Origin of the sequence: Sporobacter termitidis DSM 10068, from assembly GCF_900130065.1 — a bacterium.
GTDB lineage: Bacteria > Bacillota > Clostridia > Oscillospirales > Oscillospiraceae > Sporobacter > Sporobacter termitidis.
Genome location: NZ_FQXV01000001.1, coordinates 439275 through 452417, shown reverse-complemented (window position 1 = coordinate 452417; position 13143 = coordinate 439275). Strand labels below are relative to the sequence as shown.

Below are 13143 nucleotides of genomic sequence, written 5' to 3'. Positions count from 1 at the left end.
GGTGACACTGGCCCGACGGGCGACACTGGCCCGACGGGTGACACCGGTCCAACAGGTGACACTGGCCCAACAGGCGACACCGGCCCAGCGGGACCTGCCGGAGCTGCGATTCAGTTCAGAGGCATACAAGCGCAGCTTGTTGGAGACGGCGGCGGTACGATCAACGATGGGAGCAATGTCGTATTTGATACCGTAACAAACGACCAAAGCCCCAATATCAGCTATGACGCTGTGACCGGAGAGTTTACGATCACGGCGCCCGGAAACTACTATGTCTCATGGTGGTTTGCGGCGGACGGCGCCGGCCCGGCCACGACAGTGAGCTTCGCTTTAGAGCAAAACAGCGGGGTAGGCATTATGAGCTCTTCGCCGATCGTATCCGGCGGGGTAACGGGCAACGCTCTTGTTACCGTCGAAACCGTGCCGGCAACGTTGACCCTGGTCAATGCAACAGGCGAGAACGTCTTTATTGCCTCGACACCCGTTCAGGCAAACATTGTCATAACAGAAGCGGCACAGTAACAGTGCGGCAACGCCGGCTGGATGAGTTCGTTTCTCCCAAGGCGGATTCCGGTCGACGAAAACTCACATTAGCCGTGCGGAAGCTGCTCCTTTCCGGAGCAGCTTCCGTTTTCCGACCGCGGAGCCGTCCATAGCCTGGACGGATCCGCATGAGCATATAGGCCAGTGGGACATTTTTGAAGCTTTCACAATAGAATATATCGGTATGTGCCTTTATATCAAAAGATAAAAATAACAGGCAAAACAATGAAATATAACCAATATGGCAACTTAACCGGAAGAGTATGCCATGATTTAATTAAATATAAATCGATATTACAGGACAGGTCTAGTTGCCGTAAAGGATCATTGCGCTGATGTTCATTGAATTTAGGAGGAACACCATGAGCGATATTTCTTTACAAATAGCACGAAGTATTGCTGGCTCTGTAGCAGTTTCAGGTAATGTAATCTTTGATACAGTCGCACTTTCGATCGGTAATATCGGCTACGACGATACAACGGGCACTATAACCTTTAATGAAACAGGCCGATATATGGTCAACTGGTGGGTTGCGGCGCAGGCGTCAACATCGACAAGCGGCGCAGTTTTTGCGCTGTCATCCTCCCAGGGAGATCGTATCGAAGGTATTTCGCCGATTAAAACCGGCGAGGTAAGTGGATTTGGCATCATTAATGTGACAGCAGTCCCTGTCACATTGTCTCTTATCAATGCAAGTACGAGCCCATTTTACTACTCGTCAATTGTTCCCACCACAGCAGCGCTGACCATCACCGTTCCCTCGGAAGGCCCGACCGGCCCAACGGGCGACACCGGTCCAACGGGTGACACCGGCCCAATCGGTGACACCGGTCCGACCGGTGATACCGGCCCAACCGGCGACACTGGCCCAACGGGCGATACTGGCCCGACAGGAGACACCGGCCCAATCGGTGATATCGGTCCAACGGGCGATACCGGTCCAACGGGCGACACCGGTCCGACAGGTGATACTGGCCGGACAGGCGACACTGGCCCAACGGGCGACACTGGCCCAACGGGCGACACTGGCCCAACGGGCGATACTGGCCCAACCGGCGACACCGGCCCAACAGGTGATACTGGCCCAACGGGCGACACCGGTCCGACAGGAGATACTGGCCCGACAGGAGATACTGGCCCGACAGGAGATACTGGCCCGACAGGCGATACCGGTCCAATCGGTGACACCGGCCCAACGGGCGACACCGGCCCAACCGGCGACACTGGCCCAACGGGCGATACTGGCCCAACGGGCGATACCGGTCCGACCGGCGATACCGGCCCAACCGGTGATACCGGCCCAACCGGTGACACCGGCCCAACCGGTGACACCGGTCCAACGGGTGACACCGGTCCAACAGGAGATACTGGTCCAATAGGAGACACTGGCCCAACCGGTGACACCGGCCCAACCGGTGACACCGGTCCGACGGGCGACACTGGTCCAACCGGCGATACCGGTCCAATCGGTGATACCGGTCCGACGGGCGACACTGGTCCAACCGGCGATACCGGTCCAATCGGTGATACCGGTCCGACGGGCGACACCGGTCCGACAGGAGATACCGGTCCGACAGGAGATACCGGTCCGACAGGAGATACCGGTCCGACAGGAGATACCGGTCCGACGGGAGATACTGGTCCAACGGGTGACACTGGTCCAACGGGTGACACCGGTCCAACCGGTGACACCGGCCCAACGGGTGACACTGGTCCAACGGGTGACACTGGTCCGACAGGTGACACTGGTCCAATAGGCGATACCGGTCCAATCGGTGACACCGGCCCAACCGGCGACACTGGCCCAACGGGCGATACTGGTCCAACCGGCGACACCGGCCCAATCGGTGATACCGGTCCAACGGGCGACACCGGTCCGACAGGAGATACCGGTCCGACGGGAGATACTGGTCCAACAGGTGACACTGGTCCAACAGGTGACACCGGACCCACAGGCCCGACAGGCGATACTGGGCCGACAGGCCCAACGAGCGACACTGGGCCGACAGGCCCGACAGGCGATACCGGCCCGACGGGTCCGACGGGTGATACCGGACCGACAGGCCCGACTGGCGACACCGGGCCGACTGGGCCCACAGGAGATACCGGACCGGCGGGACCTGGTGCCGTTGTCCCGTTTGCATCGGGGACGATTGCGACACTGTCGACAGATGCGGCGGGCGTCAGCGACCTGCAGGCAATGATCGGCTTTGGGGCCAATGACAACGTCACAGCCACCGGCGGGGCGATCGATATTGCGGGACTGACGGATGTGGCATTCTCCATGCCGCGGGACGGCATTATAACCGCCCTGGCCGCATATTTCAGCGTGGGTGCCGCCGTCGATCTTGATGGAAGCGTTGTAACCATTACGGCCCAGCTTTACAGCTCGCCGGCGCCGGACGACAGCTTTACCCCGGTCGGTACCGCCACGGTGACACTGGCCCCGACATTGACGGGCGCCGTTGCGGCCGGCACCGTGATCAACGGGATCACGACAGATCTCACCATACCTGTGACGCCGCAGACACGCCTGCTGCTTGTATTTTCGGCCGCAGTTACAGGCGGAACCCTGCAAACTGTGACGATAACCGGTTATGCAAGCGCCGGTTTGACACTCGACTGATCATGTTATCCGCGTGAAATGACGCCCCCCTGACGGATGCAGCACTGCTTTCACAAGGGGGGCGTGTGCCCCTGCGATGCTTTTTGTCGACTCGGGAGGTTAGGTAAATGAGCGATATTGCTTTGCAAATAGAACGCACGACGGCAGGCTCGGTTGGCGTGTCGAATAACGTGATATTCAATAATATCGCATATTTGTCCGGGAACATCAGCTATGACGACTCAACCGGCGTCATCACTCTCAATAAACAGGGCCGCTATGTGATTAACTGGTGGGTATCGACTCAGGCGTCCGTATCCACAAACGGCGCCGCGTTCATGCTGTCGTCATCGGCGGACGATTCTCTGCTCGGCACCTCGCCGAACAGAGCCGGCGAGGTCTGCGGAACCGGAATTATCGACGTAACGGCGGCGCCTGTCACCGTCTCGCTTGTCAATGCCAGTACCAGCGCGGTCTACTATGCGCCGCTGGTACCGCTCACCGCGTCGCTTGTCGTTATTGAAGACGATCAGCGGGAAGGCTTTTCGGCGTTTATATCATCTGTTTCCACGTCGGCAAGCACACAGCTGACCGGCTGGACGGTGACCCCGCCGTACTTTGACAGCGCCGGCTTCAATGAAGCCGCAGGAAACTATACCGTCCCGACCACAGGCATTTATTCAGTACAGGCGACCATCAATTATTCGACCAACTCGGCCATTTCCATATCGTTGGGCTCGGGTGTCAATCCTGCCTTCGTCGTCAGGAGGACCTCACCGACGCTGACGAATCTCATCGGCGGTCTCTTTCCGCTGCTCGATGTGAGCGTAGCGCTTCTGACGCTGAGGACGATCCTGTCTAACGGAACCGTAACGCTGGCGGGTGAAATCAGCCTGACAGCCGGCGATGTGGTCGGCCTTTTTTATAACGCGGACGGCTTGACCGTGCCGCTCACGCTTGGGGGCTCAGAAGCCGCCGGCATTGTATGGTCAATGAACCGCATCGCCTGAGCTGGGCGGTTTGTCCGGCGTGCCGCGGGCGGACCAAAGTGTCAAGGCCAGCCGGACGGACATATATATAAATGCCGGTAAAATCAGCCGGCGGAAGGAGTGCGGCCGTGCATAAATATAAAATCTGTGTTTATGCGATCTGCAAAAATGAGGAAAAGTTTGTAGACCGCTGGATGGATGCCGTATCTGAGGCTGATATGGTTGTTGTCACAGATACGGGCTCTGGGGATAAGACTGCGGAGAGGCTGCGTGAAAGAGGCGCCGTCGTATATACCGAAACAATTTCCCCATGGCGCTTCGATACCGCCCGCAACATCGCCATGGACCATATACCGGAGCACATGGACATTTGCGTCTCAAACGACCTGGACGAGGTTTTTGAGAAAGGCTGGCGCCAAAAGCTTGAGGACGCCTGGCAGCCGTTTTATACCAGAGCCAGATATCTGTTTACCTGGAGCCACAACCCGGACGGCACGCCGGGTAAGCAGTTTGCGATGGAAAAAATCCACCGGCGCCATGGCTTCCGCTGGGTGCACCCCGTGCACGAGGTGCTGGAATACAGCGGCGAGGATCAGGACCAGACAGTCTGGGTAAACGGCATGGTGCTCAATCATTATCCGGATTTATCAAAGCCCCGGGCGCAGTATCTGCCGCTTCTGGAGTTATCCGCTCAGGAAAATCCGTCGGATGACCGGACGATGTTCTGGCTTGGCAGGGAATACAGCTACCATGGAATGCACGATCGGTGTATTGACACGCTCAAGCGCCATTTGCAGCTTCCCTCGGCGGGATGGGATGAGGAGCGGTCGGCGTCCATGCGGTTCATTTCCAGAAGCTATCAGGCAAAAAACGATTTTGCAGAGGCAAAAAGATGGCTTTTCAGGGCAATTGCCGAATGTCCGCGCGTGCGTGAGCCATACCTGCAGCTGGCCCGGTTCGGTTACCTGGAAGGAAACTGGCCGCTTGTTTTTTTAATGACGGAGAAGGGCCTGGGCATTACGGAAAGGCCCGGCAGCTATCTGACGGAGCCGGAGTCCTGGGGCTACAGCTTTTATGATCTGGGCGCCATCAGCGCGTACCGGCTCGGGATGTACGAGAAATCGTACCGATACGCTGAAATCGCCTGCGAAACGGAGCCCAATAACCCGCGGCTTGAGAAAAACCTGGAGCTCATCGGCACAAAGCTAGAGGAAGTCCAGTCCGCCAAGGAAGAACCGAAATGAAAAAATATAAGATTTGTGTTTACGCCATTTGCAAAAACGAGGAAAAATTTGTCGATAGATGGGTGGACTCCATGTCGGAAGCGGACCTGATTGTTGTGACGGATACCGGTTCCGATGACAAGACGGTCGAAAAGCTGCGGGACAGAGGCGTGACGGTCTATATTGACGAAATCAAACCGTGGCGCTTCGATGCTGCCCGCAATATATCATTGGGACATATACCGGACGATGCGGACATCTGCGTCTGCACAGATCTGGACGAGGTCTTCGAACCGGGCTGGCGGGCGCTTTTGGAAAACGCGTGGACGCCGGAAACGAAATTAGCCAAATATATTTTTAACTGGAGCCTAAAGCCGGACGGATCGCCCGATGTGCAGATTTATTATTCAAAAATACACACCAGACACGATTATAAATGGAGCTATCCGGTGCACGAGTGGCTGACGTATTTGGGTGACAGCCCGCAGTCGACGGTATTCGTGGCCGGCATGGTATTGAACCATTATCCGGACAGCGCAAAATCGAGAGGCTCCTATCTTCCGCTTCTGGAGCTTGCCGTTCAGGAGGACCCCAACGGAGACCGGGTCGCTTACTATCTCGGCAGGGAATATATGTATAAGCGGGAGTGGCAAAAATGCATCGACACGTTAAAGCACCATCTTTCCCTGCCGGCCGCCACCTGGAATCAGGAGCGCTGCGCGTCCATGCGGTGGATCGCGAAATCCTATTATGAGCTCGGCAATATAAAAGAGATGTACGCCTGGTATTATCGGGCCGTCGCTGAAGCGCCGGAGCTGCGGGAGCCGTATGTGGAATGCGCGCAGCTGGCGTACCGCCTGTCTGATTGGCCCACCGTTTTCTTTATGGTGGAAGAGGCACTGAAAATCAAGGAGAAATCGCGGACTTACGTCAATATGGGCTATGCCTGGGATCATACGCCGGAGGACCTGGGCGCGATCAGCTGCTACAGACTGGGCATGCTCGAGCGCGCCCTGGAGCATGCGGAAGCCGCTTTAGAATACAGGCCGGAGGATATCCGGCTGCAAAACAACAAGCAGCTGATTCTTGACAAGCTTCATGAGCGCCAGGGCTGAATGAAAGAAAATATACAAAGGACCTGTTGCCGAAAGCAGGTTCTTTGTTTTATGGCGCTCGCGCGGCCGCGGCCGGTGTGAACAAGTTCTTTCTTCACCGAATATAATACTGTGGGCTGTCGCCGGAGACGAATGTATGCATTTGCCATGCCGGCCCGTATTTAAATAATATGAAAAGGTTATTTGACCAATGTTTAAGGATAAAACGCTTTTAATCACCGGCGGCACCGGATCATTCGGTAACGCCGTTTTAAATAGATTCATCAATAGCGACATCGGTGAAATACGCATTTTCTCCAGAGATGAAAAAAAGCAGGATGACATGCGCAAGGAATATAACAACGAAAAGATCAAGTTTTTCATCGGCGACGTCCGAGATGCGGGCAGTATTAAATACGCGATGTCCGGCGTTGATTATGTGTTCCACGCGGCTGCCCTCAAGCAGGTCCCGAGCTGCGAGTTTTTCCCCCTGGAAGCGGTTAAAACGAACGTACTGGGCGCGGACAACGTGCTGAATGCCGCTATTGAAGCCGGCGTCAAAAAAATCGTCTGCCTTTCCACCGACAAAGCGGTCTACCCGATCAATGCCATGGGGATTTCAAAGGCGATGATGGAAAAGACGTTTATCTCAAAGGCAAGGTCGGTAGACGGGAATAAAACCCTCATATGCGGGACCCGTTACGGCAACGTCATGGCGTCGCGGGGCTCCGTTATTCCGCTGTTCATCAGCCAGATCAAAAATGGACAGCCGCTGACCGTGACGGATCCCGATATGACCAGATTCCTGATGAATCTGGACGAGGCGATCGATCTGGTCGTCTTTGCTTTTGAAAACGCCAGCCCCGGAGACCTGATGGTAAAAAAATCTCCGGCGTGCAAGATCGGCGACCTTGCCCAGGCGCTGAAGGCGCTTTTCAATGCCGATAACGAGGTCCGCGTTATCGGCGTCCGGCTTGGGGAAAAGCTTTATGAAACTCTGCTGACAAGGGAGGAAAGCGCCTGCGCCATTGATATGCAGGACTTTTTCAGAGTCCCGATCGAATCGGCGGAGCTGAATTATACCAAGTATTTTAATGACGGCAATGCGTTGATCGGCAGCATGCAGGAGTATAACTCGAACAATACCCATCAGCTGAGCATGGACGAACTGAAAGAAAAGCTGCTCAGCTGCAAATATGTGGCGGACGAATTGAAGCTGTGGGGAAATCAATGAAAATTCTTATCACCGGCGCAGGGGGATTTATAGGCAAAAACCTGTGTGCGCACTTAAGGAACCTCGGTTATACCGATTTGCTTGAATACACCAGAGAAACAGACCGGGGCCTGCTCGAAGAGTTTACGAAGGACTGTGCGTTTGTCTTCCATCTCGCGGGCGTCAACAGACCGGGCACGCCTGCGGAATTCGAAGAAAACCATGTTTTCACAAGCGAGCTGCTGCAATGTCTCAAGGAGCATGAAAACAGGGCGCCGGTGCTCATGACCTCGTCCGCCCAGGCTGCGTGCGATAATCCTTACGGCGTCAGCAAACGCAAAGCAGAAATACTGCTGCGCAATTACAGCGAAGAAACGGGAGCGGACGTATATATTTACAGGCTGCCGGGCGTCTTCGGGAAATGGTGCCGGCCGAATTATAACAGCGTCGTGGCAACGTTTTGCAGCGCTGCGGCAAATGATCTGCCGCTCACAGTAAACGACCCGGAGGCCGGAATTGAGCTTGCTTATATTGATGATGTGGTGGAGGAGTTTACCAGAGCGCTTCGCGGCGGCGTCAAAAAAGCAGGGAATTTTTGTGTTCTTGATAAAACGTATACCATTAAGGTCGGCGCGCTCAAAGACCGGATTCTTTCGTTTCGGGAGGAAAGCTGCCGGCTGTTCGTGCCCGACATGTGCGATCCGTTGACAAGCAAGCTGTACAGCACATATCTCAGTTATTTGCCTGAAGACAATTTTAGTTACCCGCTGACCGTGCATGCTGATAACAGGGGCTTTTTTGCCGAGTTTCTTAAATCGGCGGGCGGCGGCCAGGTTGCCGTCAACCTCATAAAACCCGGCATTGTCAAAGGAAATCATTGGCATCATTCCAAGACGGAAAAGATGCTTGTCGTCAGCGGCACGGGGCACATCCTGTTTCGAAGGCTCGATGATGAAAGCCTTACCGTCTATCAGGTATCCGGTGAAAACCCGACCGTTATTGACGTGCCTCCCGGGTATGTGCACGCGGTCATGAATACAGGCGTCGTCGATCTGATTATGGTTATATGGGCAAACCAGATATTTGATCCGCAGAATCCCGATACGTTCAAAGCTGGGATCGACGAATAAAAAATCCCCGCCTGCCGAGTGTTTGACGCGTTCAGGTGCGGAAGAATGGTGATTTAATATGCGGCTCATTCATACGCTGCTCTTTTTGCTCAGAGCGAACAGGCTGGAGGAAGATCTTAAGCTGGCGGACGCCTGCCTGAGGTCGCTGGAGAAGAGCGCCTACAATACTGTTGTCGTTTATAATCAGGGCTTTTATTCTAACGATCAGCTCCGGGATTATTTGTCTGAATACAATCTGGAGACTATTGTGCTCGGGGAGGGCGTGAACGCCGGGACATCGGCCGGAAGGCAAAGCTGTTTCCGCTATATCTGGGAGCACCGCCCCGACACGGAATTTATCAGCGAAATCCACCTTGATATGATATTCAGCGGCAATTGGGAGGATAAGCTGATCGATTACCTGGCGGCCAATGACGAGTCGATGATCAGCTGCGGGATCGTCGACCAGAAAGGAAATATGCCGTTTGCCGGGAAATCGACGGCAATGCCGGCAGGAGGGCAGATAACGGACGATTTTTTGCACAGCCTCCAGGAGGACCGCATTATACGGGGCTTTACAAATCCATGTATCCATGTGTCGGAAGTTCTTAAGGAAACAGGTGGCTATGACACGCATTTCCTGCGGGGCAAGCAATGCTTTGAAGACGACAGCATGCTTCTCGGCTATTACTATTATTATGGAACGAGAGCCGCCTGGCATCCGAAAATCAACCTGAACGCCGTCGTTTATCACGCGGTCGCCGGTCAGCGCCTCGGCGTCTATGACGATACTTTGGTAAACTTCAACGGGCTCGTCAAGCAGTACGGCGCTATGGGCCTGAAGCATTTGAGCGGCCTTCATGAAAGCCAGTGGCATCGATGGTTTTTCCTGAAAAAATACACGGATATCATCGGCTAGCTTGTCCGTCACAGATTTAGGTAAAAGATTGGAGAGACCGGTATCATCGATCTCTCCGAGCTGAATACTGCAAATTACCGAGTCGTGCTTTGCACATGTATAACATATTATATGATGAATCATTGTAAGGAATGACTAATAAAGCCTGAAGAGGACAGCTGGGGCTGACCTCTTCAGGCAGACTTTTTGCAGCGAGGCTTGGGCTTGCCGCGGCCGTCATGCAAAAACACATATAGTGCGCTTATATTTCATATATTGTTGTGCATTAGTTTTTTGATGGGGTGATGTGAATTGTACAAGATCTTAATGTGTGTTTTCAGTCCCCAGATTTATAATGAAATACACCACGGTTTCCTGGAGGCGGGGTGTGACGTTAAGGATTTATTTATAGGCGAGGAATTTATCAAAAGACCCGATTTGCTTGAGGCGGCGCTGTCGAGCGCTCTTGATGAATTCAGGCCGGATTTCGTGTATTCCTACGGCTGGTGGAAGGATATCGCCGATATCGATGCGTTCCTTGATATCATTAAGAGAAGAGGCATTTTCCATGTCTGGTGGTCGGCGGACGACCCCACATGCTTTGGCTTGGCCTCGCTGCCTCCCGCCAAGAGGTCGGACCTGGTCTTTACTCCTGTAGAGGAGCTGATACCGGAGTATGCAAAATACGGCGTGAAAGCGTATTTGCAGCCCAATGCCTGTTCGCCGCATCATATAAAATTGCCGCCGAAAGCTGAGTATCTGCATGATATGGCACTGGTGGCAAACAACTACAGCATGAGGTATGTGGATGAGGAGACGAAAAGGAGCATACATTACAAATTCAGGGTTGAAGGCATTTATCAGACCCTAAAGCCTCTGGTCGATGCTCGCAAGGACGTCAAGGTGTGGGGGAGATGGTGGACGGACTTTGACAGGGCTTATATGCTTCCAACGGCGTTTTATGGCGGCGTCCTGCCGACTGAGGAAGTCCCTTATGTGTATGCGTCTGCAAAAATCGCCCTGGGAATCCAGCAGGTCGGGGTTTCACAGACCTATGTTTCCTCAAGAACCTATGAGGCGCTTGGCTGCGGGGCCTTCCATATTACGCAATATTCGCCGGGCGTTGAAAATTACTTTAAAAAAGGTGTGCACCTCGAATGGTCCCGGTCTCCGGAAGAGACGCTGGAGCTTGCGAATTTCTACCTGGCCCACGACAGCCTGAGAGAAGCGATCGCTTTGAACGGGCAGCGGGAGGTTGACGAGAAGCACAGGCTGATCCATCGGGCACAAAGCGTGCTGGCTGTTATCTTACAGTACATCCCAAAATAAATCGGCGATATAATTCCCCCGCCCAGCTTGTTCAGGTCCTCCTGAACGCTTTTTTTATGCGGGCTTTCAGATGAACTGCTCCAATACGGCGGCGCGCTGGCTCATCTGTGCGTTAAAGTCAAACACCTCTCTGAATTTCGTCTGGCCCAGGGCGGACATCAGGTATAATTTCTCGGGGTCCTGATAATATTCGATAATGCTGCCGGCGATCATACCCGCGTCGGGCGGAATGATAAAGATATTTTTCCCATGCTCAAAATGCTCGTTTTGATTGAGCAAATCCGTGCAGAAGACGCCGACATTATGCAGCGCCGCGTCTATGCAGCAGCCTGTAGGAAAGCCGTCATAGCTTTTCCCGGGTATCAGCAGGAAGGGGACGTTCGGCGATACGACGATGTCCATGCCCGAATAAAATTGGGGGAAGAAGTTGTGATCCTGCGGCCCATAGAAGGTTATTCTGTTTTCAATTTCACTGACGTCTATGTCGGTTTTATCAAAGCCGCCGACGACATGAAACATGATATCATTTGCCATCGGCGCGAGCTTTTTGCACATGTCGATGAAAATATGATAGCCCTTATCGAGTCCTAAAGCCATGTATTTATTAGCCACAAAGCATATATCGAAGGTACTCTTATCTCTTTTATAGTATTTTTTAATGGCCGGGGCCTGAAAATACTCCGGATGCGTCACCATGCCGTAAATATAGGCGACCTTATCGGGAGAGACAAAACCTTTGTTTATAATGTAATCGTACGTCATCTTCTGCGTGACGATGACCTTTTTTAAAAGCGGGGACTGAAGGACCTTTATCAGCTTTGCGTCAACATCAGCGTCATTTATCCAATAGCCCCCGCCCGGGTATAATTCAAATACGAACGGCGTATTTGTCATTTCATAAACAAAATAAAAGCTGCTTGCGTTGCCTAAAAAAACGGAGTAGAACAAAGCGTAGGAGCCGCCGCTCCAGTCGAACTCCGTAAAGGATTTGACCCGATCCTTGAACTGTGGATAGACGGCGGCGTAGTCGTCGAAGTGCATATCATACCTGGTTGAAAAGACCTCGCAGTTGAGATACCTATTCAGGTAATAGTTGAATTCCGATACTCTGAAACCTGTCTTCAGGTTTGGAAAATAGTCATCGAGAATCGCTAATTTTTTCTGATTAAAACCGCTTGTTTCCAACTTATATCCCTCTATTTCCGATTATTCAGGGCCAACGACCGCTATATATTCGCTTTACCGATACGAATTTCTGGGCTGTGTGCTAATTGGCGTTTTTTACGTAGAAATCGAAATTCTCCAGCGCCCAATCCATATGATAAAAGTGACTTTTGTAGGATTCGGGGTCGTGAATGGACGCGCAGTAAACCGTTCTTTTGCCCTCGTTCAGCTCATTAAAGTAACTTAAATACTTCCATCTGAAGGTCTCGGCAAAGGATAAGTTTTTATGTTTGCTGTTTCTCATGGTAAAGCAGGTGTTGGCGAGTTTGTCAAGATTGCACCACTGCCGGCCCTCGCAGATCTCGCAGGGTAAAGCCTGCAGCATATCGATCGGGATATCGGCAGTCAACCCGGCTTTAAACGGCGTATAATTATGAATCCTGACCGACAGTTCGGCATCGCCGTAACAGTTTTCTTCACACCAGTAGCCGATGAGACTGATGAGCTCCGGCCTCAGGCATTGGCAGTGCCCGGGAATGAAATTATTAATGGTGCCGACGTCGCTGCGTATAAGCTGCAGATAACTGACGCCGTCCCTTGCCACGGGGAGGACCTCCGGCTGGAAAGCGGGCAGCGCGTTGAGTCGGGGAACCCCCAAAAGGCCGACCTCCGGGAAAGTCTGAAATACCCGCATAAAGCGGGTTATCCAATCGGGGACGGTGAGAAATACATCGCTTTCAAGGACGATAAAATATTGGTCAGGCCTTCGGCGCGTCAAATTCAAATTGATTGGATATATAGGCCCGGTATTTACGGGAAATCTTGTTCTTGACTTTATACGGCCGTCAGTCAGGCTTTGGATATAATCCCATGTACCGTCCTGCGAGTTGTTATCGACGATATGTAGTTCAAAATCATCGGTTGTCTTTAAAAGGGCGTTTAAATTTCTGACCGTCAGGCCCATTCGGTGAAAGG

10 protein-coding genes and 2 pseudogenes are annotated in these 13143 nt (G+C 53.1%); 9 read left to right on the top strand and 3 right to left on the bottom strand.

Annotated features, from left to right (window positions below; genetic code table 11):
• From BUB60_RS19625 to BUB60_RS02090, 9 genes and pseudogenes are all read left to right on the top strand, one after another.
• Positions 1-522: pseudogene (locus BUB60_RS19625) on the top strand (collagen-like protein); the annotation flags it as partial.
• A gap of 677 nt (positions 523-1199) precedes the next feature.
• Positions 1200-3170 carry an exosporium glycoprotein BclB-related protein gene (locus tag BUB60_RS02125; protein WP_479725495.1) on the top strand — a complete coding sequence of 657 codons (1971 nt, stop codon included), beginning with the start codon at positions 1200-1202 and terminating at the stop codon, positions 3168-3170.
• 107 nt (positions 3171-3277) lie between these two features.
• The gene (locus tag BUB60_RS02120; protein WP_073075973.1) at positions 3278-4159 is read left to right on the top strand and encodes a hypothetical protein; all 882 of its coding nucleotides are present in this window, start codon (positions 3278-3280) and stop codon (positions 4157-4159) included.
• A gap of 197 nt (positions 4160-4356) precedes the next feature.
• Positions 4357-5382 carry a tetratricopeptide repeat-containing glycosyltransferase gene (locus BUB60_RS02115; protein WP_341444104.1) on the top strand — a complete coding sequence of 342 codons (1026 nt, stop codon included), beginning with the start codon at positions 4357-4359 and terminating at the stop codon, positions 5380-5382.
• Positions 5379-6476 carry a glycosyltransferase gene (locus tag BUB60_RS02110; RefSeq protein WP_073075971.1) on the top strand — a complete coding sequence of 366 codons (1098 nt, stop codon included), beginning with the start codon at positions 5379-5381 and terminating at the stop codon, positions 6474-6476. Before BUB60_RS02115 ends, BUB60_RS02110 begins: the two co-directional genes overlap by 4 nt.
• A gap of 190 nt (positions 6477-6666) precedes the next feature.
• Positions 6667-7689, top strand: coding sequence for a polysaccharide biosynthesis protein (locus tag BUB60_RS02105; RefSeq protein WP_073075970.1), 1023 nt, complete (start codon positions 6667-6669; stop codon positions 7687-7689).
• Positions 7686-8798, top strand: a complete 1113-nt coding sequence (locus BUB60_RS02100) for a polysaccharide biosynthesis C-terminal domain-containing protein (protein ID WP_073075969.1) — start codon at positions 7686-7688, stop codon at positions 8796-8798. Before BUB60_RS02105 ends, BUB60_RS02100 begins: the two co-directional genes overlap by 4 nt.
• A gap of 58 nt (positions 8799-8856) precedes the next feature.
• Positions 8857-9696 carry a hypothetical protein gene (locus BUB60_RS02095; protein WP_073075968.1) on the top strand — a complete coding sequence of 280 codons (840 nt, stop codon included), beginning with the start codon at positions 8857-8859 and terminating at the stop codon, positions 9694-9696.
• Positions 9697-9987: 291 nt separating this feature from the next.
• Positions 9988-11004 (top strand): CgeB family protein, encoded by a 1017-nt coding sequence (locus BUB60_RS02090; RefSeq protein WP_073075967.1) that lies wholly within the window; start codon positions 9988-9990, stop codon positions 11002-11004.
• A gap of 66 nt (positions 11005-11070) precedes the next feature.
• On the opposite strand, the gene BUB60_RS02085 is transcribed toward BUB60_RS02090, so the two are convergent.
• The 3 genes and pseudogenes from BUB60_RS02085 to BUB60_RS20530 all read right to left on the bottom strand — a co-directional run.
• Positions 11071-12189, bottom strand: coding sequence for a glycosyltransferase family 4 protein (locus BUB60_RS02085; RefSeq protein ID WP_242941125.1), 1119 nt, complete (start codon positions 12187-12189; stop codon positions 11071-11073).
• Between the two features lie 82 nt (positions 12190-12271).
• Complete coding sequence (locus BUB60_RS20535) at positions 12272-12826, bottom strand: hypothetical protein (protein WP_242941146.1); 555 nt, start codon at positions 12824-12826, stop codon at positions 12272-12274.
• A 9-nt stretch (positions 12827-12835) separates the two neighbouring features.
• Positions 12836-13132: pseudogene (locus BUB60_RS20530) on the bottom strand (glycosyltransferase family 2 protein); the annotation flags it as partial.
• Positions 13133-13143: the final 11 nt, after the last annotated feature.